General features: G+C 29.1%; 27 protein-coding genes and 1 tRNA gene. 14 read left to right on the top strand and 14 right to left on the bottom strand.

Going from position 1 to position 25976, the window contains the following annotated elements:
• Nucleotides 1-148 precede the first annotated feature (148 nt).
• Nucleotides 149-1033 carry a UbiA family prenyltransferase gene (locus MK083_02685; protein ID MCH2673363.1) on the top strand — a complete coding sequence of 295 codons (885 nt, stop codon included), beginning with the start codon at nt 149-151 and terminating at the stop codon, nt 1031-1033.
• Here MK083_02685 and MK083_02680 read toward each other — a convergent pair.
• From MK083_02680 to rpmH, 6 genes are read right to left on the bottom strand one after another with little or no spacing between them, the layout of a single operon-like run.
• Complete coding sequence (locus tag MK083_02680) at nt 1022-1831, bottom strand: PfkB family carbohydrate kinase (GenBank protein MCH2673362.1); 810 nt, start codon at nt 1829-1831, stop codon at nt 1022-1024. The two genes, MK083_02685 and MK083_02680, sit on opposite strands and share 12 nt — an antisense overlap.
• Nucleotides 1832-1834: 3 nt before the next feature.
• Nucleotides 1835-2641, bottom strand: a complete 807-nt coding sequence (locus MK083_02675; protein MCH2673361.1) for a Jag N-terminal domain-containing protein — start codon at nt 2639-2641, stop codon at nt 1835-1837.
• Nucleotides 2547-3509, bottom strand: a complete 963-nt coding sequence (locus MK083_02670; GenBank protein ID MCH2673360.1) for a YidC/Oxa1 family membrane protein insertase — start codon at nt 3507-3509, stop codon at nt 2547-2549. The genes MK083_02675 and MK083_02670 overlap by 95 nt, the downstream gene beginning before the upstream one ends.
• 2 nt (nt 3510-3511) lie before the next feature.
• Nucleotides 3512-4942: a membrane protein insertion efficiency factor YidD gene (gene yidD / locus MK083_02665; GenBank protein MCH2673359.1), complete on the bottom strand. Its 1431-nt coding sequence runs from the start codon at nt 4940-4942 to the stop codon at nt 3512-3514.
• A gap of 9 nt (nt 4943-4951) precedes the next feature.
• Nucleotides 4952-5281 carry a ribonuclease P protein component gene (gene rnpA / locus MK083_02660; protein MCH2673358.1) on the bottom strand — a complete coding sequence of 110 codons (330 nt, stop codon included), beginning with the start codon at nt 5279-5281 and terminating at the stop codon, nt 4952-4954.
• A gap of 6 nt (nt 5282-5287) precedes the next feature.
• On the bottom strand, nt 5288-5425 hold the full coding sequence (rpmH, locus tag MK083_02655) for a 50S ribosomal protein L34 (protein MCH2673357.1): 138 nt from the start codon (nt 5423-5425) through the stop codon (nt 5288-5290).
• A gap of 174 nt (nt 5426-5599) precedes the next feature.
• On the opposite strand from rpmH, the gene MK083_02650 reads away from it, so the two are divergent.
• Both MK083_02650 and MK083_02645 read left to right on the top strand, forming a co-directional pair.
• Nucleotides 5600-6448 (top strand): transcription elongation factor GreA, encoded by an 849-nt coding sequence (locus MK083_02650; protein ID MCH2673356.1) that lies wholly within the window; start codon nt 5600-5602, stop codon nt 6446-6448.
• 9 nt (nt 6449-6457) lie between these two features.
• On the top strand, nt 6458-9370 hold the full coding sequence (locus MK083_02645) for an FAD-binding protein (GenBank protein ID MCH2673355.1): 2913 nt from the start codon (nt 6458-6460) through the stop codon (nt 9368-9370).
• On the opposite strand, the gene rlmN is transcribed toward MK083_02645, so the two are convergent.
• The gene (gene rlmN / locus MK083_02640; GenBank protein ID MCH2673354.1) at nt 9367-10455 is read right to left on the bottom strand and encodes a 23S rRNA (adenine(2503)-C(2))-methyltransferase RlmN; all 1089 of its coding nucleotides are present in this window, start codon (nt 10453-10455) and stop codon (nt 9367-9369) included. The two genes, MK083_02645 and rlmN, sit on opposite strands and share 4 nt — an antisense overlap.
• 149 nt (nt 10456-10604) lie before the next feature.
• Between rlmN and pstB the strand changes: the two genes are divergently transcribed.
• Both pstB and phoU read left to right on the top strand, forming a co-directional pair.
• Nucleotides 10605-11405 carry a phosphate ABC transporter ATP-binding protein PstB gene (pstB, locus tag MK083_02635; protein ID MCH2673353.1) on the top strand — a complete coding sequence of 267 codons (801 nt, stop codon included), beginning with the start codon at nt 10605-10607 and terminating at the stop codon, nt 11403-11405.
• The gene (gene phoU, locus MK083_02630) at nt 11405-12052 is read left to right on the top strand and encodes a phosphate signaling complex protein PhoU (GenBank protein ID MCH2673352.1); all 648 of its coding nucleotides are present in this window, start codon (nt 11405-11407) and stop codon (nt 12050-12052) included. The genes pstB and phoU overlap by 1 nt, the downstream gene beginning before the upstream one ends.
• Before the next feature lie 70 nt (nt 12053-12122).
• Here the strand turns inward: phoU and MK083_02625 are convergent, their stop codons facing one another.
• The 3 genes from MK083_02625 to MK083_02615 all read right to left on the bottom strand — a co-directional run bounded on the left by MK083_02625 (nt 12123) and on the right by MK083_02615 (nt 13955).
• Complete coding sequence (locus MK083_02625; protein MCH2673351.1) at nt 12123-12461, bottom strand: helix-turn-helix domain-containing protein; 339 nt, start codon at nt 12459-12461, stop codon at nt 12123-12125.
• Between the two features lie 10 nt (nt 12462-12471).
• Nucleotides 12472-12990 (bottom strand): hypothetical protein, encoded by a 519-nt coding sequence (locus MK083_02620; protein MCH2673350.1) that lies wholly within the window; start codon nt 12988-12990, stop codon nt 12472-12474.
• Nucleotides 12991-13070: 80 nt separating this feature from the next.
• Nucleotides 13071-13955: a YceI family protein gene (locus MK083_02615; GenBank protein ID MCH2673349.1), complete on the bottom strand. Its 885-nt coding sequence runs from the start codon at nt 13953-13955 to the stop codon at nt 13071-13073.
• A 179-nt stretch (nt 13956-14134) separates the two neighbouring features.
• On the opposite strand from MK083_02615, the gene MK083_02610 reads away from it, so the two are divergent.
• The 9 genes from MK083_02610 to MK083_02570 all read left to right on the top strand — a co-directional run bounded on the left by MK083_02610 (nt 14135) and on the right by MK083_02570 (nt 23444).
• Nucleotides 14135-15139, top strand: a complete 1005-nt coding sequence (locus MK083_02610; protein ID MCH2673348.1) for a phytoene/squalene synthase family protein — start codon at nt 14135-14137, stop codon at nt 15137-15139.
• Nucleotides 15139-16623 (top strand): phytoene desaturase family protein, encoded by a 1485-nt coding sequence (gene crtI / locus MK083_02605; protein MCH2673347.1) that lies wholly within the window; start codon nt 15139-15141, stop codon nt 16621-16623. The genes MK083_02610 and crtI (MK083_02605) overlap by 1 nt, the downstream gene beginning before the upstream one ends.
• Nucleotides 16616-17722 carry a glycosyltransferase gene (locus MK083_02600; GenBank protein ID MCH2673346.1) on the top strand — a complete coding sequence of 369 codons (1107 nt, stop codon included), beginning with the start codon at nt 16616-16618 and terminating at the stop codon, nt 17720-17722. Before crtI (MK083_02605) ends, MK083_02600 begins: the two co-directional genes overlap by 8 nt.
• A complete protein-coding gene (gene crtI / locus MK083_02595) occupies nt 17712-19178 on the top strand; it encodes a phytoene desaturase family protein (protein ID MCH2673345.1) in 1467 nt (488 codons plus the stop codon). Before MK083_02600 ends, crtI (MK083_02595) begins: the two co-directional genes overlap by 11 nt.
• Nucleotides 19165-19890, top strand: a complete 726-nt coding sequence (locus MK083_02590; protein MCH2673344.1) for a carotenoid biosynthesis protein — start codon at nt 19165-19167, stop codon at nt 19888-19890. The genes crtI (MK083_02595) and MK083_02590 overlap by 14 nt, the downstream gene beginning before the upstream one ends.
• A 4-nt stretch (nt 19891-19894) precedes the next feature.
• Nucleotides 19895-20752: an aldo/keto reductase gene (locus tag MK083_02585; GenBank protein ID MCH2673343.1), complete on the top strand. Its 858-nt coding sequence runs from the start codon at nt 19895-19897 to the stop codon at nt 20750-20752.
• Between the two features lie 2 nt (nt 20753-20754).
• Nucleotides 20755-21459, top strand: a complete 705-nt coding sequence (locus MK083_02580) for a haloacid dehalogenase type II (GenBank protein ID MCH2673342.1) — start codon at nt 20755-20757, stop codon at nt 21457-21459.
• A 166-nt stretch (nt 21460-21625) separates the two neighbouring features.
• Nucleotides 21626-22081 carry a plastocyanin/azurin family copper-binding protein gene (locus MK083_02575; GenBank protein MCH2673341.1) on the top strand — a complete coding sequence of 152 codons (456 nt, stop codon included), beginning with the start codon at nt 21626-21628 and terminating at the stop codon, nt 22079-22081.
• Nucleotides 22082-22184: 103 nt separating this feature from the next.
• Nucleotides 22185-23444 (top strand): NAD(P)-binding domain-containing protein, encoded by a 1260-nt coding sequence (locus MK083_02570; GenBank protein MCH2673340.1) that lies wholly within the window; start codon nt 22185-22187, stop codon nt 23442-23444.
• Here MK083_02570 and MK083_02565 read toward each other — a convergent pair.
• From MK083_02565 to MK083_02550, 4 genes are all read right to left on the bottom strand, one after another.
• The gene (locus MK083_02565) at nt 23433-23690 is read right to left on the bottom strand and encodes a hypothetical protein (protein ID MCH2673339.1); all 258 of its coding nucleotides are present in this window, start codon (nt 23688-23690) and stop codon (nt 23433-23435) included. The two genes, MK083_02570 and MK083_02565, sit on opposite strands and share 12 nt — an antisense overlap.
• 17 nt (nt 23691-23707) lie before the next feature.
• Nucleotides 23708-23783: transfer RNA gene (locus MK083_02560), tRNA-Arg, on the bottom strand.
• A gap of 97 nt (nt 23784-23880) precedes the next feature.
• Complete coding sequence (locus MK083_02555) at nt 23881-24327, bottom strand: hypothetical protein (GenBank protein ID MCH2673338.1); 447 nt, start codon at nt 24325-24327, stop codon at nt 23881-23883.
• A gap of 3 nt (nt 24328-24330) precedes the next feature.
• Nucleotides 24331-25926, bottom strand: a complete 1596-nt coding sequence (locus MK083_02550) for a GMC family oxidoreductase (GenBank protein MCH2673337.1) — start codon at nt 25924-25926, stop codon at nt 24331-24333.
• Between the last annotated feature and the right edge of the window lie 50 nt (nt 25927-25976).

Below are 25976 nucleotides of genomic sequence, written 5' to 3'. Positions count from 1 at the left end.
TTTTCTTTGCTGTTTATAATGCAAGTAACTTAATGTTTGCATCATAGAACTTATTTATAAAGTAGATATCTAATAGGTTTTTAAGCTTTTTAATATAATCGTTGAATTATATTTGATTTATATAAAAAATATAAATAATTAACTAACTATGAAAAAATTTATTAAATCTTCTAGACCAAAACAAGTACTTAAGAATTTTATAATTTTTGTACCTTTTTTCTTTACATTAGAAAAATGGAGAATTCTAAGTTTTGATGAAAATATTACACTTATTACTAATAATTTTCTAGCATTCATATCTTTTTGTTGCGCATCAATTATTGGATATCAAGTAAATGATTTGATGGATAGAGAATATGACAAAAATCATCCCATTAAAAAAAATAGGCCGATCTCTTTAGGATTAATTAGTATTCTAGAAATAGTTATTTTCATAATAATTCTTTTCTTGATAAGTATTGCTTGTGCATATCTTGTAGATTCTAAAATAATTTATATGATATTTTTTTACATAATCTTAAGTTTTTCTTACTCAAGATTAATTAAGAGTATTCCTGCTTTAGACATACTTTGCATCAGTATTTTTTATATTACTAGAATGATAGTAGGAACATTATCAATTAATTTTGACATATCTATTTGGCTATATATATTAACTTTTTTAGCATCTTTATTAATAATTTTAATAAAAAGATTTTCTGAATCAAAGCATTATAAAAATGTTAGGTATAGTGATATTCGAGTTTTTTATTCAAAGAAATATGTCCCTAGAGTAATTTATTTAGTTTTAATACTAAATATTTTAGTTTATGCAATATATTGCTTTTCAGAAATCTTAAGTAATCAAAGAAACTTTTTATTTCTAATAACTTCCATCTTTTTTTCATATGGAATTTATAGATATTATAAAGTTACATCTCAAGGTAATTTGGGAGAGTCTCCTGAAGAGGTAATCATAAAAGATAAGCACATTATAGCTTCAGTAATTTTTTATCTAACAACTATGACAGCAGCGTCTGAATTAAATTTTTAAATAATTTTTAAGACCTTCTAAACCCGAAATTTCAGTACTTTTAGAAGAAATTTTAGATGCAGCTTTTCCTGCTTTTTCTAAATTTTTAGTCTTGAGATAAACATCTATAAATATTCCTGCGTATACATCTCCTGCTCCTATAGAATCAATTACTTTAGCTTTATGTGCAGGAATATTTATAGTTTTATTGGATGAAAAAATTGTAGAACCCTTATCACCATGGGTTATAACCAATATTTTTGATAATTTTAATAATATGGATAGGTCAATCTTAGCTGAAGTGATTTCTTCATGAGAAAAAAAGATTAGGTCAAAAAATGGAAATTCTGATAATAAGGAAAAATCAATTTTTATTTTTCTTTGATTGAAATTTCTAATCCATCCTTGAGGGATAGATGCGGAAAACACATCTTTATTATTTCTTAAAATATCTTTGGTATCTAAAATATTTATTTCATCTAGAATTGGAACAAAAAAGATAACGTCATCATGAATTTTTTTTCTTTTTAAAAACCTTAAGTCTAAATGATCAGCTCTACTTACTAGACTCATTTCTCTTAGTAAATCTTTATAACTAACCTTAAACTTTGTGGTTACCTTAGATAAAGAAAAAATAGATTTTATACTTGGATCAAAAATTTCTGTCGGATAATCTCTACCAAAAGATGATATAACAGTAACATTTTGATCAGCTTTCACTAGTAGATTTGAAATATAAGCAACTGATCCGCCAAGTTGTTCCGTTGAATCGTTGAGTATATCAATAGAGGTATTCCCTATAACTAATGAGCTGATCACCTTTTAGTTTTCTGATGGATTAATTACAACTTTTCTTTGCAAGCCTTCTCCTCTACTTTGAGTACTAACATTAGAATTATCAGCTAAAGTAACGTGGATTATTCTTCTGTCAGAGGCTGACATAGGTTCTAAGCTAATTCTTTTTCCAGTTTTTAGAACTTTTTCAGCAGTTCTTTTTGCTATACCTACTAATTTTTCTTTTCTTCTTAATTTATAGTCCTCAACATCAATCATTACATTTGCTCTTTTATCAAGATTTTTACTAGCAATGAGTCTTACAAGATATTCAATTGATGAAAGAGTTTCTCCTCTTCTTCCTATAATTAGGCCAGAGTCTTTACCTTCTAGTTCGAAAACGATAGAGCCTTCTTCCATTTCATCTCTAACATAAACATCTGCTTCTAAGTTAGCAGACTTGATTAAGTTGCTTAGTATTTTTCCAACAGCTTTTTCTAGTTCTGGATCTTTTTCAGTTGGATAATTCTTATTTTCATTTTTAATCTTAGGGCTAGGCTTTGTAATAGTAGTAGAACTTGAGCTAGATTTATTTTTTCTTGTTGTTTTTTTCTTTTTAAGTGGCTTGATAGGAGATTTTTTCTTATTTGTCTCGATCTCTTCACCCAAGTTATCAATTGGTTCACCAATAATATATACTTCGATTTCAGCTGGTTGCCCTCCAAGCCCAAGAATACCATTTCTTCCAGTATCTATTATTTTAATTTCTAGATCTTCTAGATCTTTTTTTAGAGTTTTTAGAGCTTCTTCTGTTGCTTCTTCTACTGTCTTCCCTTTGAATATTCGTGGATTCATTAGTTTCCTCCTTATTTAAATTATTAACTTCTGTATTTTTACTTTCTTTTTGTGCACTTAATTTTTCTAAATATATTTCTCTAGATTCTGTAGTACCGAAATAAAGCCTACCAAAAAGCATTAATGGTTGTTTACCTCCTACAAAGTACTGTATCGCTATACCAACTAAATTAGAAAAAAATATATATACTGCTAAACCAGCAGGAAATTGCCATGTAAATACTGCGAACATGATAGGCATCATCCAAAGCATCATTTGTTGGGTCTGATGTTGCCTGGGATCAGTTGTGGGTGCTGTAGTAAATTTTTGCTGTATGAACATTGATAATCCAACAATCAAAGGAAGTGCAAACTGCCATGGAGTGGGTGCAAATTGAACAAAATCTACAAGATCAATTCCAATAAAATTACTGTTAAAAGGTATCTTAGAAATTGATGAGTTCCAAGAATAAAAATATTTAGAAAGATCTACAAATCCTTCAGGAGATGAAGGAGCACTCTTGAGAATTGCTCTATAGAGACCAATCCAAATAGGCATTTGTATTACTAGTGGACCTAAGCAACCAATAGGATTTACTCCTGCCTCTTTATATAGAGCCATAGTTTCCTGCTGTAGCTTTTGTCTAGTTTGTGGAGTTTTATTTTTATACTTCTTTTGAATAGCCTGAAGCTGTGGTTGAAGATCCTGCATCCTTTTCATCTGTTTTGTTTGCCTGATAGTAAGTGGAATAAGAATAAATCTTACAATAACAGTAAAGCTTATAATAGAAAGACCTAAATTATTGCCTAATAAATCATAGAGAATAGAAAGACTATTTATCATAGGCTTCATTATTATGTTTGTCCAAAATAAACTAAAAATATTCATAATTAGTTACATATCTTTTCTTCATTTAAATTAAGGCAATAGTACATATCTCTTGTTTTAACCTTAAAAAATAATAATTTACTTTCTTGGGTATGAATTATCAAATTATTTTCAAAGATTAATGGAGAGCTATACAATTTTTCTTCAGTAGAATACCTACCTACGCTATTACCTTTATCAAATTCATTAATATTAATAATCTCAATACCTTCTTTTTCAGTGGGTAAAAGTATATATTCATCAGTATCGAGTTTTAGGATTTTAGGATCTCCTACAATAACTTTATCCGTATTAAATGTTTCTATAATTTCAAATTTATCAGGATGAATTGTAATTATATCTCCATTGAGAGTAAACACATAAATTTTGGAATCATTAAATAAGGGCTTAGAAATCATCCAGTTTTCTAAATCTATTTGATTAAAATTTTGAAGGTTATTTATATCTGCAGAATAAAACATACCTGATGTATCAGAAAACATTATTCGATTTTCTAAAAAGAATAATGGAGAGTTTATTGCATAGGGGAAATTAACCTTATCTATTGAAATTTCATCTAAAGAGTTATTTGAAAAATCTCCGAACTTATTAGCATCAAAAATATGTAGGGATCCTTCTAATGTTGCAGCAAAAATTTTTTCATTATTTAGGTAGACTCCATTCCAAATTTCACCAATAACAGGTATTTTGCCTACAACTTCTCCTTTTGTATCGTCATCTCTAAGAGAAATAAGGTAAATATTACTTGATTTTGGATCCTCTACACTATTTTGCTTTTCAAGGGTTGAGAAAATCAAAATATCATTAAATATTTGAAGCTTTGGGTTTATTTTGGATGGTATATTTTTATTCCAAATAACCTGGCCATCTGATTTTCTTATTTCGAAAACTTCCCCCTCACAATTTTTACCCCTGCAATCAAATTTTGCACTTAATATAGAATTTTTATATAAAATAGGATTTGAGTATGAAGTTCCTTTTTCTTCTTCAGGGTAAGACCAGTTTATTCTCGGAATACCATCATTCGAAACTATGTTAAATACCTTACCTTTATTAGATGTAACAAAAAAACTTTTATTGTCAGGATCTAGTATTACATCAGACCAACCACCTTGATGTTCAAAATTCGTACAAGAGACAAAAGTAAAGAAAGTAAAAACGAATAATAAAAGCTTAATTTTTTTATTAATGAATATAAATTTTCTAAAAGGTAATAAGGTACACTTAGATAATCTAATAAAAGAGTAAATTAGCCCTAAAATAAATCCTTTTTCATTAATTATAAATTTTGAGTATTCGGAGCAAGATATAGCGTAGCAGCATTGACTCATGAGGTATGGGGATATTGCATATTTATAAAATGATAAAAAAGCATTAGATGATTTTTTCATAATCATATCAATTTTGAGTGAAAATAATTTTATTTCATTCAATTTTTTTTCCTATAAATCAAATTTCTTTCTAAAAAAAGATTTATATTCAGAATATTGGAATTTATCTATCTTTGGATTTACGTAAATTAGCAACCAAAAACCTTTATTCATTGGAATTTCCAATTGGTTAGAAAATATTTCATTTATCAGATTTTTTATCTGTCTTTTGATTTTATTTCTAAAAACTGCATTACCAGATTTTTTTGTTATTTGAAATCCCAATCTAAAATCATCTTGGTTTTCAAGAAATGTAATTGAAACAAATCTATAATTAATTTTTTTACCGAATTTTTTTAATTCAATAAATTCTGATTTTTTTTTTAGACTGATAAATTCCAAATCTAATTAAACAGTAAGTCTTTCTCGACCCTTATTTCGTCTTCTTGCCAAAACTCTTCTTCCGCTAGCTGATCTCATTCTAGATCTAAACCCATGCACCCTAGCTCTTCTTCTATTTTTCGGTTGATAAGTTCTTTTTGGCATTTTTTCTTAAATTTCTTATTCTTCGATAATATCTTTTATTTTTCAATTATTTAATATTATCAAAAATATTGAATAAAAAAATTGTTTCTTCATAAAAACATTCATTTAAGAAAGCTTTTTATCAAAAATTCATTTAAAATGATAGGATACGAAATTTTACTGGGGAGTTTTGAATTGTCTAAGAAAGCTGAAGTTAAGTCAATTATAGAGGAAACTGAAAACATTTCTGAAGTAAATAGCCTGTCTGATGCTTTTCAGTTCTATGTGAAAACATCCTCAAGAAAATTAAATAATACAGCACAGCAAGAAATTGGAAGAATGGTTAGGTGGCTGGGTCCTGATAGGACTGTTGAAACTATCACTCCCTCAGAAATTGGAGTTTACTCAGATGAGTTTGCTAAAAGATCTAGTACAGATACTAGCCCCCAAAAAGTAGCTCATATCAAAAAATTTCTAACTTTTCTAAGATCATCTGAATTGACTAACTCTAACTTAGCCTCTCATCTTAGAATGAAAAAATCTAATGTAGGCAAAATAACAAAAAGGCTTGAAGATAGCAAGGTGCAACAAATAAATCTAACAGAAGCTGGCTATAAGGACTATGAAAAACAACTAAAAGATTTTAAGTCCGAGAGACCTCAATTAGCTGAAGAAGTTAGAAGAGCTGCTGCAGATGGTGATATTAGAGAAAATGCACCTCTAGATGCAGCAAGGGAAAAGATTGAAATGGTCAACTCTAAAATTTTTGAGATTGAATCAATTCTTAAGATAGCAAATATAATTGATAGTACTTCAGGTGGAGATAGAATCGTAATAGGATCTAAAGTTTCTGTTAAGAATCATAGTAATAATAACAATTACGATTATCAATTAGTAGAAGCAAATGAAGCAAACCCACTTCTAGGTAAAATATCAAGTGTTTCACCAGTTGGTTCTGCCATACTTGGCAGAAGGATGGGTGATGAAGTTACTGTTTCTACACCTGGTGGAGAACAAATATATACCATTGATTCCATTAATTAATTAATTTTAATGACACTAGCTAATAAAAAATCTAGTAAAGAGATTAATGCTCATTTAGAAAATGAGATCAGTAAAAGTATACAGGGTGAAGTTAAATTTGACGAAGTATACAAACAAATGTATTCCACTGATGGCTCTATTTACAGCATGACTCCAATTGGAGTCACTCTTCCTAAAAACGCTGATGATGTCTCTGCAATCATTGATATATGTAATAGAAATAATACAGCTATATTGCCAAGAGGTGGAGGTACAAGTCTATCTGGGCAAACTGTAAATTCAGCCGTCGTAATAGATTTTTCAAAATACATGCACAATGTATTAGAAATAAATCCTGAAGAAAATTATGTTATCACAGAACCAGGTATAACTATTGATAACTTAAATCAAAAGCTAAAGTATACAAATTTGCATTTCACACCTGATCCGTCCACTAAATCTCGAGCAAATGTTGGAGGTGCAATGGGAAATAATTCATGTGGATCACATTCAGTTATTTATGGTAAAACTGTTGATCAGGTCAGAGAAATGGAAGTAATCTTATCAGATAGTTCTAAAGCTTATTTTGAGGAATTGTCCGGTAAGAGATTAGAGGATAAAATCTCATTAGAAAATTTAGAAGGAAAGATCTATAGAGACGTAATGAGTATGTCATCTAAATATTATAACGAAATAAATGCTAGATACTCTAAGGTTAATAGAAGAGTAGGTGGGTATAACCTAGATATGGTACATCCAAATTCTAATAAATTAAACCTAGTTAATATAATGGTTGGATCAGAAGGGACTTTAGCTGCAGTAACAAAAGCGAAGCTAAATCTAGAACCATTACCTAAATATGTAGGATTAGCAATTTTACATTTCAAAGATTTAATTGAATCAATGGAAGCAACTGTTGCTACCCTTGAAGAAGGACCTGCAGCTGTTGAACATATTGGAAAAATGATAATTACTCAGGCAAAACAATCTTTAGGTTTTTCAAGAAATTTAGATTTCTTACAAGGAGAACCTACCGATATTTTAGTAGTTGAAATGAACGGAGAAACTGAAACAGAGGTTAGAAGTAAAATTAAGAAGCTATCTGATAAAATGAGACGACTAAATCTCTCATACGCGATAACCACTCTTTTTGATTCTGCAAAAATATCACAGGTTTGGGCTATGAGACAAGCTGGCTTAGGACTTATGATGAATATCCCAGGAGATAAGAAGCCAATTCCCTTTGTAGAAGATACAGCCGTTTCTCCAGAAAAGTTACCAGAATATGTTAAAAGATTTGATGAGATTGTAAGAAATAATGGAACCGAAGCTGGTTATTATGGTCATGCATCTGAAGGATGTTTGCATATAAGACCAACAATCAACCTAAAAACTAAGGACGGAATAGAAAGAATGATTAAGATTTCAGATGAAATTTCTGATTTAGTTAAGGAGTTTGACGGATCTTTGAGCGGAGAGCATGGAGACGGAATTGTAAGAGGAGTTTGGTCTGAAAAAATGTATGGTCCAAAAATAATAGATTCATTCAGAGAGCTTAAAGGCGCTTTTGATCCAACTAAAATTATGAATCCAGGCAAAATATTTGATACACCTAAGATGGGAGATAATCTTAGGTATGGTACAGCTTATAAATTAAAAAAAATAGATACGCTTCTAGATTTTTCAGTTGAAGGAGGTTTCGAGGGAGCCATAGAAAAATGCATAGGAGTTGGTGCTTGCAGAAAACTTAATGCTGGGGCTATGTGCCCTTCTTACATGGCAACTAGAGAGGAAGTTCATTCTACTAGAGGAAGAGCTAATGCATTAAGGGGAGTACTTTCTGGTTCCCTACAAGAAGACTTCTTAACAGATAAAAAAATGTTAGAAGTATTAGATTTATGTATAGAATGTAAATCTTGTAAATCAGAGTGTCCTGCTAATGTTGATATGGCAAAAATTAAATATGAATTTCTTAATAATTACTATAAAAAAAATAAAGTTCCACTAAGATCAAAATTGGTTGGAGGAGTCCCTAAGTTATATAAATTGATATCAGGNCCTCAAGCTTTTTTATATAATTTTGCAAATAAAATGCCTTTTTCTAAAATAATTACAGAAAAAATTATTGGAATTGATAGAAAAAGAAACATGCCTAAAATAAGTTCATATACTTTTGAGTCATGGTTCAAAAAAAGAAAACAAAATACGACTGGATCAAGGGGTAAAATTCTGTTCTTTCACGACACACATATAAATTTTATNCATCCTCATGTTGGAAAAGCAGCAGTTAAGGTTTTAGAATCTGCAGGATATGAAGTAGAAATTACAAACAGAAAATGTTGTGGGCGAACACTAATATCTAAAGGACTTTTAGATGAAGCAAAAAAATATGCTGATTTTAATACTAATTTATTATCCAGTTATGTTGAGAAAAATATAAAAATTGTAGGAATTGAAGCAAGTTGTGTTTCAGCTCTGCAAGATGAGCTTCCTGATTTAGCTGACATGAGAGATAAAGCTCAAAAAATTTCAGATAACACCTTCACAATACAAGATCTTATAATGCAAATTCAAGATGATGGTAAGCAACAAATCAAGTGGAATAAAGTTGATAAAGATTTATTGCTTTTTGTTCATTGTCACGAAAGAGCTCTTAATGGCACAACTAATTCCTTAAGTTCTCTTAACTTACCAGAAAAATTTAATGCCAAACTTATTGATGCAGGATGTTGTGGGATGGCAGGATCTTTTGGAATGGAAAAAGAACATTATGAAATATCAAAAACTATGGCTAATGATAGACTCCTACCAACCATAGAAAATTCAAATGAAAAAGAAGAAATTATTGTAACGGGAATTTCTTGTCACGATCAAATTAAGGACTTATCTACTAAAAATCCAAAATATTTAGTAGAAGTTTTAGCAGAAGCTATTTTAGACTAATAAGAGTTAGACTCTGCTAACTGACCACATCCAGCACTTACTTCAATTCCTTTTTCCATTCTTACTGTTGAAGGGACATTATAATCGATTAATACAGATTGAAATGCTCTAATTATATTTTTTCTTGATCTTTTGTATTCTGAATTATTAGTAGGGTTTACAGGTATGAGATTTACATGGCAAAGCATCTCTTTTAATAGTTCTCCTAATTTTTTTGCATGCTCAGGTGAATCATTTTGGCCTTCGAGCATAACATATTCAAAAAAAATCTTTCTATTAGTTATTCTGATGTATTCTTTACAAGAATTAATTAAGTCTTCTATTGGATATCTTTTATTTATAGGAACTGTTTCAGACCTTGTTTTATTGTCTGGAGCATGAATAGATACAGCTAAATTTATTTGGATTTCTTCTCGTGCAAGTCTTAATATTTGAGGTACCAAGCCAACAGTTGATACAGTTATATTTCTTGCACCAAAATTTAAGCCTATATTACTATTAATTTTTTTTATTGCCTCAATAGTATTTTCATAATTTGCTAAAGGTTCTCCCATTCCCATGAAAACAATATTCTTAATTCCTTTATATGATTTATTAGGTTTGAGTAATATAGAATCAAAAAAATTTTCACTTTCTAATTTAGTAAAATGTACTATTTGAGAAATTATTTCCCCTGAAGTTAGATTTCTCTTAAAGCCTTGTTGGCCTGTTGCACAAAAAGTACACCCAAGAGCACATCCTACCTGACTTGATATGCAAATAGTTTTTCTTGGCTTTCGATGATTATCAGAAGGATAATTCATTAGTACAGCCTCAACTAAATTACCATCTTTTAGTCTCAATAAGCTCTTATATGTTGACCTATCTTTTGAAATTATTCTATTTACTTCTTCTAAAGTCCCAATATAAAAATTTTCTATTAGAAAGTCGATTAATTTCTTGGAAATATTAGTCATATCATTAAACGAAATTACATTATTTTTATAAAGATACCTCCAAATCTGATCAGATCTAAACTTTGGGAACCCAAAATCTTCAATCATTACGTCTAATTCTGACTTTGAAAAACTATAAATATCATTCATTATAAGTTTGAGCTTAATAAAATTTTTTATATTTAATATTAGTCTAACAATACTAGTTTATCTTATGCTAGGATATACTAGAAGAACTTAGCTAAACCATGGTAAATCTTAGAAATATTAATATAAATAAATAAAAGTAATTTGGGGTTATGAAAAATAATTTTATACATCAATTTGATGATTCTGAAGCTGTTCTGAAGACTGAAAATCTTAGTGTCTTTTATGGTAAAACACAAGCAGTAGACAAGGTCAGTTTTAGTATTCCAAAAAAGAAAATAATAGGTCTTATAGGTCCATCTGGTTGTGGGAAAAGTACCCTAATTAGATGCTTTAATAGAATGAATGACTTAATCCCTTCTGCTAAAGTTGAGGGATCTGTATATTATAATGATACTTCTCTATACTCAGAAAAAACTGATGCTACTCAAATTAGGTTTAAGATTGGTATGGTTTTTCAAAAACCTAATCCATTCCCCAAAACAATTTTTGAAAATGTTGCATTTGGACCGAAAATTAATAGTTTCCCTCAAAGTGATATAGAAGGAATTGTTGAATCATCCTTAAAAAAAGCTGCTTTATGGGATGAAGTTAAAGATAGGCTTCAAGACAATGGATTAGATCTTTCTGGGGGGCAACAACAAAGGCTCTGTATTGCAAGAGCTTTAGCTATTAATCCAGATATTATCTTAATGGATGAACCAGCATCTGCTTTAGATCCAGTTTCTACTTCAAAATTAGAAGATTTAATTCAGGAATTATCTCAAAATGTAACAATAGTAATAGTTACACATAACATGCAACAAGCTACTAGAATATGTGATTTCGCTGCAGTTATGATGGCTGGAGAAGAAAGAATTGGTAAGCTTATAGAATATGGTACAAATGATTCAGTTTTTGGTAACCCTAAAGATAAAAGAACTGAAGATTATGTAACAGGGAGAATTGGGTAATGGCTAGGTTAGAATTTGATCAAGAATTAGAAAGATTAGAAACTAAAATCAAAATTATGGCTTCTACAGTTGAATCATCAATTGAAAAATCAATAAAATCTTTACTTGAACAAGATATAGAGTTAGCAAAAGATGTTATCAAGGGAGATGATTTAATCGATAAGATGTGTAACGATCTAGAAGAGTTATGTATGGTAATACTTAGAAGGCAAGCCCCTCTTGCATCAGACCTAAGAGAAATTGTTTCCTGTATGTACGTAATAGAAGAATTAGAAAGAATAGGAGACTATGCTGAAGGTATAGCTGTCCTAACAATAAAAATGGGAGTTCGACCTCTTCCAACAGATTTAGTAATTATCCCTCAAATGAGTAAATATACTGTTGAAATGTTAAGAATGTCTACAGATACATTCTTAATAAAAGATTCTGAAGAAGTAAAAAAAAGATTTGATGAAATAAAGGCTCAAGATGATGTCATAGATAATTTAAATTCTGAAGTAAGATTAAGATTAATTGAACTTATGAAAAAAAAACCTCTTGAAATAGAAAGATCAACTTATTTACTTTGGGTAGCCCATAACCTTGAAAGAATTGCTGATAGAGGCGTTAACATTGCTGAAAGATCAATGTTTTTAGTAGGAAATTAGCTTTTCCCTTAATCATAAAATGCCTTAATTAAATTTAAGACACTTTATGTTGGGAGGTAGTATATAAATTTTAGTTTTTCATGGATACTAGCTGAGATTTTTTTATCAAATTTTGCTTTCTCAGGTCTAGAACAAATTTTTGATTAGAACTATTTTCTTGAGCAAGAACCCTATGAACAGTCCTAGTAGATATTTTTAATCTTTTAGCTATTTCCTTATTACTTACATCAGATCTTTTCATACTAAAAATAAGTGAATTTCTATTTATTTTAGATTTAGAATTATCAAGTATTGGATCGTCATATTTACAAAGAGGCAAAGAACAATTCAAGCAACTATTTGCATATTCACATCCTTCATCAAAAAATAATTCATTTGAAGAAAAGCTTTTATCTTCAATCATTGTCATTTATTACTCCTTATATATGGTTACAGTTCTCTGAAATATAAAAATAGTCTTGAGAATACTTATTTTTCTTAATATTAAGCTTTACTAATGCATCTACTTCTTTTAATTTATAATCTTCAAAATTTATAGCCTCTAGAATCAAAAAATTTGAATTTACTGTTTCAATATTAGAAAATAAATATTTTGAATCATTGTAATAAACCTCATTATGATTTTTTGAGAAAAGAAAATCAAAATTCTTAAATTCATTAATCTTGTTTATCATTTTTAGAACGCCAGGATAAAGACATTCAATTATAGAGTCACTAAAAACAGCTGATACAGATTTTTCATTTTTATTCCTAACAATAGCCCATATCCTTAAGTCATTCATAACTTCATGCCAACAATAGAAACATTCAACCCCTATGTTATATTCACACTTATCATGATTTATTATATTTGTAGCTATAGATCGAATTAGATTATTATTTACTAACCCAACCTCTTCTGTTTTATGTAAAATACTATTTGAAAATCTTGTAGTCATAACAACTCCTTAATTAGAACATATGTTCATTTTAGAACAATTGTTCTAATTAAGTCAAGCATATTAATTACAGGATATAATCAATATCCTTCGTACGACTGAGTAGGAAATTCTGGGGTGATTGTGGGAGCAAATGTGTCAATATCTAAAGATGGATTCAAGATAACTTTTACATCAAAATCTAGTTCTAATGTTATCTTATCTTCTACACTAATTATGAAAAAAAGTTTTGGGATATCTATATCAAAATCACTAAAAGGAAATGAAATAGACGCATTGCCCTTAATTGAACCTAATTCTGATTTTGCTACAACATTCCAAGTTTTAGATTTAGTGACCCCATGTATTGTCAAATCTCCAGCCATTTGAAATTCTATATCATTAGAATTTAAGTTAGTCAGATCACTCATATCTAGATTCTTGAGTTCATTTACTAGAAAAAAAGCTTGAGGGAATTTATCTGTTTCTAAAGCATTACCTCGCAAGTAGTTATCTCTACGAGATTCATCGCTTTTCAGGTTAGAAAGATCAATAGTTAACAAAGATTCGGGAGTAGGTTGACCTGTGGCATCGATATATATACTTCCGAATACATCTTCTGTATAACCAACAGCATCTATAGGGTAAGATAATCTTGCTAATTGTTCAGTTACTCGATAATTAGCACGTATAGAATTATCAGAATCATTCCCAAACTCTAATATAATCATAGAATTTTCTAAATCTGAAGCTATTTCTTCATCTGATTTTTCTAATTTAGTATTATCAATACTATTTATTGCTTTTTTTTCCGGTTGCACCTTATCATAAGATTGTGTATTTTCTGATATTTCTGATTGAGTTTTTGCTACTTCTGGAGGTGAAGGATTGATATCCAACACATTTGATTCCTGGGTACCACACGAAATAAAGTTAGCTAACAGAATCAGGATAATTAATTGTGGAAGTAAAAAATTAAATTTCATTATAAAGTCCATCCATGAGTTTATTTTTAAGGGTCTACATTTCTAGACTATATGAATAAATTATAAGATGTATAAAAGTTATTTGTTAGCAAAAAAATGTATGATATTTCAGACTATAAATTTTATTATTTCTTGATAAAGCTTGATGATAATTAACTAATATAGAATAAAATTGAATTATGGTAAAAAATAAAATAGAAAATAGAAATTTTATTTCTGACGAAAATCTTTGGGACTATAAAGAGTGGCAAGATTTAGAATCTAATGTTTCAAGAAAAATATTAAATTCTAAAGATCAAAAAGAGGCATTTCAAATAGGCAAAAAAATGGGTAAAAAGATCCTAAAAAACTATAGTAATAGTTTTTTTACTGTAACAAGATTTTTACCAAAAGAAAAAAGAGATCTTGTAGAAATAATATACGCCTCTGTAAGATATCCAGATGAGATTGTTGATACTTTCAGTATGAGTAATAAGAAAAAAAATCAACTTCTAGATTCTTGGAAAGAGGATTTTTTGGCATCTAGAACATTTTCTTCTATCACAAAATCAGTAGATTCAGGTATTCCAACTATTCTTTCTTGCTATAGAAAAGCTGCAGTTGAAAAATCAATTCCAGATGAATATTATATTTCTTTCATTGAAGCAATGAGAAAGGATATAGAAGTTTCAGAATATAAAAAAATGGAAGATTTAATAGATGGTTATGTTTATGGATCAGCAATAGTAGTTGGATATTTTTTAGCATATATTTATGGCCCTGAAGAAGGATATTCAGTGGAAGATTTATTAACTCCTTCAAAAGATTTAGGCATAGCATTACAACTTACTAATTTTGCTAGAGATGTATATGAGGATTATTTTAGAGGAAGATTTTATGCCCCAACAGAACTATTAAGGAAACCAACTAGTAAGGATGAATTAGAAAACTATGTCCTAAATGCAAGGAAAATTTTGGCAAATGAAGCAGAAAAATGGTATTCAAAGGCTGAAAGTGGAATGAACTATTTTGCATCTGACAGTCAAATAGCAATAAAAACTTGTTTAGAATTATTCAGAAAATTAAATAATAAAATACTTCTTCAAGATATGCCATTAGACCACAGGTATAGCTTATCAACCAAAGACAAGTTTTCTTTTTTACCGCTAAATAAATTTTGGAAACTAATACTACTGTATTTTTGATGAAAAACACGAAACCAAAAGCAATAATTATTGGAGCAGGAGTAGGGGGGCTGTCTTTAGGACCTTTGCTATCAAAAAATGGCTTTGATGTTCACATATATGAAAGTAATAAAACTATAGGTGGTAGAGCAAATATACTAAAGAAGAACGGTTTCACTTTTGATACAGGCCCTTCTTTACTAAATTATCCTTGGGTTTATGAAGATTATTTCAACTCGTTAGATAAAAATTTTTACGACTATGTCGAACTAATATCTGTTGATCCAGCTGTAAATTTTATGTGGAGAGATCATTCAAATTTTCAATTAAGCTCAGATTTTACAAATCTATCTAACGAAGTCTCAAAATTTAATTCTCAAGATAGATATGGACTGATTGATTTCTTCAAGAATAGTAACAATAAGTACGATTTAGCATTTGAAAAGTTAGTAACTAGAAATTCTTCAAATATTTTTTCTTGGTTAAAAAATACTGGCATTAATAATCTTTTGAAACTTGGTTTACTAAATAATATGTACGATGAGATAGGCAAATATTTCAAAGAAAAAAAAATTATTGAAGCTTTTAGTTCATACAGTATGTATTTGGGAGATTCACCTTTTAAGCTTCCTGGCTTTTTTAGCATTCTACCTTTCGGAGAACTGCAATACGGACTATGGATGCCAAAAGGAGGCATGTACGGATTGATTATGGGATTAAAAAAACTAAATGAAGATTTTAATGTAAAAATTCATACTGAAAAAAGGGTTACAGAAATAAAAATTGAAAATGACTATGTAAAAGGAGTTACACTTTCTGATCAAACTCATATTAAATCAAATATAGTAGTCTCAAATGTTGATTCATCAACAACTTTTCAAACATTAATTAATAAAGATAAAAATTTCAAGAAATATAAAATGACTCCTTCTGTTTATACTTTTTATTGGGGAATAAATAAAAAAATTGATTCCATGACTCATCATACAATTTTCCTTCCTAATAATTTCAAAAAAACTTTTAATGAATTATTTAGAAAGAAAGAAATCCCTGAAGATTTACCTTTTTATATATCAATACCTTCAAAGACAGATAATACATTAGCTCCAAAAGATAATTCTAGTGTTTTTGCGTTAGTTCCATGCCCTGTTATTTCAACAAATAAGTCCGGTTATAATGATGATGATATCAAAAAGATAAAATCAAGGATTTTTAAAAGATTAAGTCATCAAGAAATCAATTTGTCAGAAAATGATATTATTTTTGAAGAAGTTTGGGATCCAAATAAATGGATGAGTCAGTTTGGATTATTTGATGGTTCAGCTTTTGGACCATCGCACAACTTCTTTCAAATTGGACCCTTTAGAAATCAAAATATGTCAAAAAAATATAAAAATCTATACTTTGTAGGAGCTTCAACTACTCCAGGTACAGGTGTTCCAATGTGTGTATTAAGCTCTAAAATGACAACAGAAAAAATTCTAACTCATTACTCAAATGATTGATATATTACTAATAATAATTTCTGTATTCATTTCTTACTCACTGTTTATTTCATTAGTAAATATTTATTGGAAAGAAAAAAAAATAAATAATTTAGAAAATAATAGAATTTCAGTACTGATTCCTGCAAGAAATGAGGAAAATAATATTTCAAAATGTGTTAGATCTATACTTAAGAGTAAAAGTTATTTTTCAGAAATACTTATTTATAATGATCACTCTGAAGATAATACTCAAATTGAGATAGATAGATTATTAAAATTAGATAAAAGAATTAAAAAAGCTAATACCAAGTCATTATCAAAAGGTTGGATTGGAAAATCTTTTGCTTGTTACCAACTTGCAGAACAATCAATAGGAGATTGGATTTTATTTTTAGATGCAGATACTGAATTTTCAGGAAAGATAGAAGATATGGTTTCCTTAGCCAAAGAAAAGAATGTTTCAATGCTTTCCGCCTGGCCAATGATAAAAATGGATTCTATATCTGAGAAAATTTTTATGCCTATATTAAATTTTGTAGTTTTTTCACTATGCCCAGTTCCTTTCTCAAAAAAATTAAATTCAAGAAATTTAGGACTCGCACATGGAGCTTGTATTCTATTTAATAAAAAAATTTATTCAGATCTTGGAGGGCATAAATTAGTTAGGAATGATCTTTTTGAAGATACTAGATTGGCTAGAATTTGGAGAGATAAAAAAGAAAAAAATTATTGCATTGATGGAAAAAATATTATATCTGTAAAAATGTATAGTTCATTTTCTTCTATCTGGGACGGATTTCTAAAGAATTACTATCCTAGTTTTTCAAAAGAAGTTTCATTTTTCATTTTTCAAATATTCTTCTTTCTTTCTTATTTTCTATTACCAATATATTTAATTTTTAAAATGATCAATAACTTTGAAATTATAAACTTACTCTTATTATTTTTTATATTCTTGCCTAGAATCATTATAAGTATTAAATTTAAACACAGTTTATTGTCAGTAATATTCCATCCTTTTGCGATTTTAACTATGATCCTATTAGGATTTAATTCATGGTGGAGCTTCAAATATGGTAAGGGTCTAAAGTGGAAAGATAGGATATATGAAAAATAAAAAAGAAGTAGTAATAATAGGAGGTGGCTTAGGAGGAATAGCAACTGCAATTTTTCTTTCTCAAAGAAATTTCAAAATCACAATAATTGAAAAAAATGAAAACATAGGTGGAAAGATGAATTTTTTTACAAAAAACGGATATTCATTTGACACAGGCCCTTCATTAATAACTATTCCTTACATTTTTGAAAATATGTTTAGTAAAGTAGGTGAAAAAATGAGTGACCATTTAGATCTTATTAAGATTAACCCATTATTTAAGTATATCTTTTCAAATTCTGACATAATATACGATTCAAATTTCAGCCTTATAGAAAAAAATGTTAATAATAAAAATTATAAAGAACTTGATAATTTTTACGATTTTATGACTAAGGCATCAAAGCTTTATAATTTATCAGAGAATACATTTTTCAAGAATGAAATCTTTTCAGCTCCTTCAACTAAAGATCTAAAAACTTTATTACGATCTCCCTTTACTCTTTTTTTCAAAAAATATAGCGACTTAGTAAATAAAACTTTCAAGGATCATAGGCTCAGAAAAATCTTTCTAAGATATCCAACTTATGTTGGAGCATCTCCTTATAAATCACAAAGTATTTTATCGATTATTCCATTTATGGAGCTTTCTTTTGGAGGATGGTATACAAGGGGGGGCTTATATAAAATAATTGAATCTTTAGAGAAAATCTTAATATCCAATGGAGTTAAGATAATTCTGAATAAAAAAGTTTCTTCAATTAATATAAAAAATAAAAAAATCGAATCTGTAGTTTTAGAACAAGAAGAAAATATTTCAGCTGACATAGTTGTAAGCAATGTTGATCCCATAATAACAAAAACAATGCTAGATAAAAATTTTAGATTATCTGAAAAAAATTTATCAATGTCAGGATTAGTTTTTCTTGTGGGAGTTGAAAAGAAAATAGATAAATTACATCACCATAATGTAATATTTTCAGATGATTATGAGAATGAATTTAGAGAAATTTTTGAAAAAAATATTTTCCCAAGTGACCCAACTATATATATAAATTGCCCAACAAAAACTGATAAATCTCTAGCACCTGAACAATGTGAGAGCGTATTTATAATGTGTAATGCTCCTGCTAATAAGCGTATTTGGGGAGAAAGTGAAATTAAAGAAGCTTTCAACAAGGTATACGCTAAATTAAAATCTAAAAACTTAAGTGATATTATAGACAAATCTAATTTTATAAAGACTATTACTCCTAATGATTTAGAAAAGAAGTTTGCAGCTCCATTTGGATCTATTTATGGCAAGGTTTCTCATGGAATAAGCGGAACTGTTTTTAGGCAACCAAATAAAGATAGTAAAATTAATGGACTTTATTATGTTGGTGGAGGAGTACACCCAGGTGGAGGGACTCCAACGGTAATTATGTCTGGAGAGATAGCCGCGAATAGGATAATTAGAGATTATGCAAAAGGCTAAAAAATTATTTTTATTATCAAGTGCATCATTATTTGTAATTTTATTATTTGGTGGTGTATTTTCTGAACTTGGATTAGTATCTAATCCTCCTGACTGGGCGCCAAATTTATTTATGATTTTTGGAAGTTTATTAATTATTATTTTTTCCAAAAAAAAACTTGCCCTTATCTTAATTTTATGTGGAATAGTAGGATTTTTTTATGAAGTTGCAGGCGTACATTTAGGGTTTCTCTTTGGAAGTTATAATTATACTGATGTATTTAGCCTTAAGCTTTTTTCAGTTCCAATAGTTATGACTTGTGCATGGATTATAGTACTAACCTTCACACTTAGCCTGATACAAGATTTGCCTAAAACTTATAGTTTTATTGTTGGGGCATTAGTTATGGTTGTTGTTGATCTATTAATTGATCCTGTTGCGGTACATGGATTAGAGATATGGAAATGGGATTCTGAAGGTATTTATTACGATATACCATTTCATAATTTCTTGGGATGGTTTTTTTTATCTATTCCTTTAATAATTTTATTTTCATTTTTTAAATATAAAATCAATATAATTAGTCAAATTATCTCATCATCAATACTTACTTTTTTTGTAATTATTGGATTAATAAATGAAATATTCTTAGCTAGTCTAATAGGAATAATAATTATTGTATTTAATACTACTCTGTCTTATAGAAGGTATAAAAAAAATCAATTAATATAAATCAATGCAAAGAAGAAAATATAAAAATAATGATAATCTATCTATAATTGGCTTAGGTGGAATATCTATAAAAGGGCTTGGTAAAACTAAGGCTTCTGAGGTAATTTCTTTTTCTATTGATAATGGAATTAATTATTTTGATGTAGCCCCTGGTTATGGAGATGCTCAGGAACTAATGGGAGTGGGCTTATTACCATACAGAAAAGATGTCTTTTTAGCTTGCAAAACTAAGTTTAGAGATCTTAGAAACTCTCAATCAGACCTTGAGAATTCACTTAAGCTACTTAAGACAAATTATTTTGACCTATATCAGCTTCATGGGATGAAAACTTTAGATGATTTTGAAAAAGTTACTTCAAAAAATGGGGCATTAAAAACACTTATAGAAGCAAAAGAAAAAGGATTAATAAGATACTTAGGATTTTCATGTCACTCTATAAAGGTTGCAAAACTACTAATCAATCTTTCAATTTTTGATTCTATATTATTCCCAGTTAATTGGAATCTTATGATTAAGGAAAATTTTGGTGAAGAAATACTAAAGTTATGCGAAGAAAAAAATATTACTGTTCTTGCTTTAAAATCTATGGCTGAAAGAAAATGGAAAGAAAATGAAAATAGACTATATAAAAATTGTTGGTACAAACCAATAAATGATCCTTTTTTAATGGATCTATCAATAAAGTTTACTCTTTCTAAGAATGTTACCTCTTTAATTCCTCCAGGTGATCAAGGCCTTTATAAAAAATCTATCGAAATAGGAAAAAATTATAAAAAATTATCTAAATCTGAGTATGAATACTTATGTAATTTGTCCCCATCAAATAATCCAATAGGTAATGTAGATGAAATATTTATTTAATCATGAATAAACGAGAAATTAAAGCCTTAATATTTGACGTTTTTGGTACTGTAGTCGACTGGAGAAGTAGTATAAAAAAAGGATTAAGAAATTTTCTACCAAAAAATATTAGCGAGGATGAATTAGAAACTTTTGCAGTAGAATGGAGAAGTGGGTACTCTGAATACTTGAATAATTTTAATGTAGGCAAAGAAGTTTGGAAAAAAATAGATGAAGTTCATTTAGAAAAACTGAACAAAATACTCAACAATAGAAATCTTTCAAAATATCTAAATGAAAAAGAAATTATTGAAATAAATTTCTTATGGCATAAGCTAGATCCTTGGCCTGATACAGTTGAAGGATTAAGGCTTCTTAAAAAAAAATTTTCAATTGGCACGCTTTCCAACGGAAATTTTTCTCTTCTTCTTAATATGAGTAAGAATGCAGACCTTAGTTGGGATTTTATATTTTCGGGAGATATATTTAAGAAATATAAGCCCAATCCGTATGTTTATAAGAGGGCATGTGAATACCTAGACCTAAGTAGTTCTGAAGTTGCGCTAGTAGCTGCACACGAAAATGATCTTTTAGCAGCTAAAGATGCTGGACTAAGAACTATTTATGTAGAAAGAGTGAATGAATTTAGTACATATAAGCAACCTAATAATATTAATTCATTTGATTTTTTAGCTGAAGATTTCATTGATATTTCAACAAAGATATAAGATTGTAAACTATTTAAGTATAGAATATGCAGATTTAAATTGTTTATTAACATTAATATTCAATCTAAAATAAGTTAAATTAATAAGACAAAAAAGAAAAAAATTTATTCTCAACAGTAGAGTAAATTAAAATATTATTGTTGTAATAATGAAAGGAAGCAATAAATTGAAAAAGATAGTTTTATTCTTAACTATAATGATGGTAGCTTTATTTGCATGCTCATCTACTGAATCAGAAGTTGTTGTTGAGGACGGGGTTGAAGTTGTAAAAAGTACAGTCAATGTAACTATGGCCGAGTGGGATGTAAATGTTGACCCTAACTACAAAATGGGCAAGCATATTAGTCCAGGTGAGCTCACATTAAATCTTACGAATGAAGGAATGTTAGAGCATAACCTAGTATTGTTAAATAATAATAAACATGAGGATCTTGAACTCACTGAAGATGGAACAATGGCCGATGAGAGCAAATTAGATATCCTTGGGAAGATTGAAGGGTTAAAGCCTGGCGAAAGTGGTCAAATAGTCATTTCTGATTTACCAGCAGGGACATATGCTTTTATTTGTAATACTCCGGGTCATTATACTGAAGGTATGGTTTATAAGTTTATATCAAGATAAATTCTATTATATTGATAGTTTAAAGAGCAGTTTTATCAATAGAGCTGCTCTTTACATTTAAGGACATAATAATTTTTATGTTTATAATATCTTTATGCGAAATATGAATAATAAATCTAATGAAATTTTTCCAGTAGTAATTATTGGAGCAGGAATAGCTGGTTTATGTACAAGTTTTTATCTAAAAAAAAGATCTATTCCGCATATTATTATAGAAAAAGGAATAGTCGGAAATACTTGGATAAATGAAAGATGGGATAATTTCTACTTAGTTAATCCCAATTGGGCAATGAATATTCCTGAGTTTGGGTTCAATTCTGAGTATTTCCCTTCGGAAGATCCAGACGGCTTTCTGAGCAAGAAAGAAATATCAGATTATATAAAATCATTCGCAAATTTCTTAAATTCTAAAATATACATAAATGAAGAAGTGACTAAAGTTTTAAGAAGTATTAATTCTTATAAAATATTTACTACAAAGAGAATTATTTCTACCAAGATATTAGTACTAGCTACCGGAGCTTTTGGTAATCCATTCATACCTGAATTTCATAAAAAACTTGATAGTGATATTTATCAAATACACTCATCTAAATATAAAAATGCTCAGAAATTACCAAAGGGTGAAATACTTGTTGTTGGTTCAGGTCAATCTGGTGCACAAATTGCGGAGGATCTACTTGATTCAGGGAGAAAGGTATGGCTTTCAGTTAGTAAGTGTGGTCGAAGACCAAGAAAATACAGAGGTAAGGATTCTTCATTTTGGAACTACCAAATGGGTTCATTTGATAAAACAATTCATGATGTAAAAATTCAAGATAGATGGAAATGTAGTGCACATACATCTGGTGCAAAAGGTGGTCATGATATAAATCTTATTGATTTGTTAGAAAGGGGTTTGAAATTATGCGGATCTATAAAAGATTGCTCTAACAAAAAAATATTTTTTGATGATAATGTTTACGAAAATGTTATGTTTTCAGATACTTATTCTATTAATTGGAAAGAGAATGTTGATAAGTTTATTAGTAAAAATAATATTAAGGCACCCGATGAATTAATAAAAGCTGATAAAAGAATACAAAAAGAAATTCTAGTTAATATTAAAAATATTTCACTTAGTGAAAACATAAATACCATTATATGGTCAACAGGATTTAGGTATAACTATGATTGGATTAATATGGATATAACTGATGAGAAGAATCACCCTATTCAATATAGAGGTGTCACTAAATATAAAGGATTATATTTTATGGGGTTGCAATGGATGCATTCATCAAAATCCGCTCAATTCATAGGAGTAGCTGAAGACGCAGAATATATAGTAAATGATATTTTTTCTAAAAATTTATTCTCTTGATCTATATTCTTTCGTTTCAAATGAATAATCTGAAAGCTCGCAAACTAATCCTTCTGAAGTCTCCTCACAATTTGAATTACTTTTAGGTAAATCATATAAATCGTACATAAGTACTTGTGTAATAAAAAAATAGATTATTGCTATGGATAATAAAACCCATGCTATGTTACCTCTACTTAGGACCATAACATTTAATTCAAAAAAATCCTTATAAGATCTAATTTTTTTTACTATAAAATTATCCATTTTTTACTTGTTATTAATGGCGCCCCTGAGATGACTCGAACATCCGACACCCGGTTTAGGAAACCGGTGCTCTATCCTCTGAGCTACAGGGGCATGATATTTAACTCTTTAATTTTATAACAGAATAAAGAGTAAATATTATGAAAAAATAAAATAATAACTTAGATCAAAAGGGTAATAATATAAATAATTAGACTTTCCTCCAAAAAGGATCTCTTTTTTTTATATTTTTCAGTATAGATGAGTCAAAAGGATGCATTTTATTTTCTTCTGCAAATTCATCGGGATTCCACCCGATTTTTTCGTGAACTTCTTTTTTTGAATAATAGAGCAAATAAATAATCTCTATAAACATTAAAAGTTCATTAGGAATTAAGGCTTCCATTAATTCAATTATTTCTACTTTTTGTGGCTCAGATAAAGAGGATGGCCCCCCTCCAACTCTTGTATTAGGTTCTTTCTTTATAAAATAAATTATTTGATCTAATGAAATTTTATATTTATTATTTTCTAATATTAGTTTTTCAAAATCAAATAATGAAATTACCGCAGTAGCAGAAGGCATAAGTTCATCAGATGGAATTATTTGATCAAAAAAAGAATATAAAATTTTAATTTCATTACTATTAATTTTCATAATTCAATTTCCTAGTATAATATCAGCTGTTCTTAGTGCTATAGCTTGAATCGTAGGAGTAGGGTTTACAGCTGCAGAAGTTGTAAAAACAGATCCATCTATAATAAATAAATTATCAATATCATGAGTCTCACAATTAGAATTAACTACTGAAGTTTTTGGATCGTCTCCCATTTTTGCAGTTCCCATCAAGTGCCAACCAGCAGTTTCTAGTAAGGGATTATGATTTACTTCATAGCTACCTGCTTCTAATAATAATTTTTCAGCTGACTTCATTCCATGATCAAGTAAATTCCTCGTATTTTGAGATGTCTTATAAAATATTTTAGGTAAAGGCATACCATTTTTATCTTTTCTTGATTCATCTATTTCTACTCTGTTATGTAATTCTGGTAAATCTTCACTAATTATTGCCATACCTAAAGATTTCTTAAATCTTCTGCTAAATTCTTTATGATGATCTTTCCCCCATTGAACATTCTTTATATTTCCAGTACCTAAAGCTGTATGGGCTGGACCATTTGATCGACTCATTTGAAAAGAATAACCTCTGACAAAGTTTCTTTTGGGATCTGTTTCATAAAACTCTTGAACAATTATGATATTTGCTAATGGACCTAAGGTGTAATTTACATCTTCCTCAAAATATCCATTTACCGAGGCATATGGGTGGAACATTAAATTTTTACCTAATAAACCTGAAGAATTTGCTAGACCATCAGGAAAGTTCTTTGATTTACTATTTAGTAAAATCCTAGGAGTTCCTATACCATTACAGGCGAGAATAACCTTACCTGCCTCTTGAAAACATTGATTACCTTTTCCATCGATATAAATTAATCCCATAAGCTTACCGGAATTATCTACAGAAATATTTTGAACAGAACATTTAGTTCTAACCTCTAGACCATTTTTTACAGCAGGATTAATATATGTAACATCAGTAGAAGCTACAGATTTCCACTGTTTTTTAGAGGCAAATGTTCCATGATTATTCCATCCCACTCTTCCCTTATAATCTTCTGATGCTTGATAAGTATCTGACGGCCACCAATGCCAACCTAATCTATCAGCGGCTTTTGCAATTCTCTCGCCATCATCCCCAAGAGGCATAGGTGGCATAGGTCTCTCAGACCTTGGTGGATTTGCAGGGTCTCCATTTATTCCTGAACAGCCCATCATTATATCGTTTAGGTCGTAATATTTTTCTAAATCCTTGTATGAAATGGGCCAATCATCTGCTACTCCGTCAAGAGACTTAACCTTAAAATCTGAAGGATGGAATCTAGGTGTATGCGCTGTCCAATGGTGAGTAGAACCTCCCACAGCATTATACATAAGTGGGTGTATTTCAGAATCTTTGTCTAAAATTTCATAATCATCTTCATGCTTCCTAATATTTGGATTGAAATGAAATGAGTTCTTAAGATTTACTTCCCAGTCATCAGTATCACCAGGATAATCATCTTGATTAAACCAATCACCTTGTTCTAAGAGAACAACTTTGGCTCCACTCTCAGATAACTTCCAAGCACATGCTCCTCCTGAAGCTCCAGATCCAACTATCACTATGTCAACAAAGGGCAGATTTTTAGGCAAAATTATTATTCCATATTTAAATTTTATTTTAGAATATAGTTATACTATTA

This window comes from Dehalococcoidia bacterium (assembly GCA_022451965.1).
Classification (GTDB): domain Bacteria; phylum Chloroflexota; class Dehalococcoidia; order Lucifugimonadales; family Lucifugimonadaceae; genus TMED-70.
The sequence above is the reverse complement of the archived record's forward strand: the minus strand, read 5'-3'. Positions and strand labels throughout refer to the sequence as shown.

What these genes read in the sequence shown, in the direction of transcription:
- MK083_02615 (MCH2673349.1), bottom strand. Translation starts at nt 13,955, where the DNA reads ATGAAATTTAATTTTTTACTTCCACAATTAATTATCCTGATTCTGTTA.
- MK083_02590 (MCH2673344.1), top strand. Translation starts at nt 19,165, where the DNA reads ATGCAAAAGGCTAAAAAATTATTTTTATTATCAAGTGCATCATTATTT.
- MK083_02620 (MCH2673350.1), bottom strand. Translation starts at nt 12,990, where the DNA reads ATGACTACAAGATTTTCAAATAGTATTTTACATAAAACAGAAGAGGTT.
- MK083_02585 (MCH2673343.1), top strand. Translation starts at nt 19,895, where the DNA reads ATGCAAAGAAGAAAATATAAAAATAATGATAATCTATCTATAATTGGC.
- crtI (MCH2673345.1), top strand. Translation starts at nt 17,712, where the DNA reads ATGAAAAATAAAAAAGAAGTAGTAATAATAGGAGGTGGCTTAGGAGGA.
- pstB (MCH2673353.1), top strand. Translation starts at nt 10,605, where the DNA reads ATGAAAAATAATTTTATACATCAATTTGATGATTCTGAAGCTGTTCTG.
- MK083_02600 (MCH2673346.1), top strand. Translation starts at nt 16,616, where the DNA reads ATGATTGATATATTACTAATAATAATTTCTGTATTCATTTCTTACTCA.
- MK083_02610 (MCH2673348.1), top strand. Translation starts at nt 14,135, where the DNA reads ATGGTAAAAAATAAAATAGAAAATAGAAATTTTATTTCTGACGAAAAT.
- MK083_02570 (MCH2673340.1), top strand. Translation starts at nt 22,185, where the DNA reads ATGAATAATAAATCTAATGAAATTTTTCCAGTAGTAATTATTGGAGCA.
- crtI (MCH2673347.1), top strand. Translation starts at nt 15,139, where the DNA reads ATGAAAAACACGAAACCAAAAGCAATAATTATTGGAGCAGGAGTAGGG.
- MK083_02580 (MCH2673342.1), top strand. Translation starts at nt 20,755, where the DNA reads ATGAATAAACGAGAAATTAAAGCCTTAATATTTGACGTTTTTGGTACT.
- MK083_02565 (MCH2673339.1), bottom strand. Translation starts at nt 23,690, where the DNA reads ATGGATAATTTTATAGTAAAAAAAATTAGATCTTATAAGGATTTTTTT.
- rlmN (MCH2673354.1), bottom strand. Translation starts at nt 10,455, where the DNA reads ATGAATGATATTTATAGTTTTTCAAAGTCAGAATTAGACGTAATGATT.
- MK083_02685 (MCH2673363.1), top strand. Translation starts at nt 149, where the DNA reads ATGAAAAAATTTATTAAATCTTCTAGACCAAAACAAGTACTTAAGAAT.
- phoU (MCH2673352.1), top strand. Translation starts at nt 11,405, where the DNA reads ATGGCTAGGTTAGAATTTGATCAAGAATTAGAAAGATTAGAAACTAAA.
- MK083_02555 (MCH2673338.1), bottom strand. Translation starts at nt 24,327, where the DNA reads ATGAAAATTAATAGTAATGAAATTAAAATTTTATATTCTTTTTTTGAT.
- MK083_02670 (MCH2673360.1), bottom strand. Translation starts at nt 3,509, where the DNA reads ATGAATATTTTTAGTTTATTTTGGACAAACATAATAATGAAGCCTATG.
- MK083_02675 (MCH2673361.1), bottom strand. Translation starts at nt 2,641, where the DNA reads ATGAATCCACGAATATTCAAAGGGAAGACAGTAGAAGAAGCAACAGAA.
- rpmH (MCH2673357.1), bottom strand. Translation starts at nt 5,425, where the DNA reads ATGCCAAAAAGAACTTATCAACCGAAAAATAGAAGAAGAGCTAGGGTG.
- MK083_02625 (MCH2673351.1), bottom strand. Translation starts at nt 12,461, where the DNA reads ATGACAATGATTGAAGATAAAAGCTTTTCTTCAAATGAATTATTTTTT.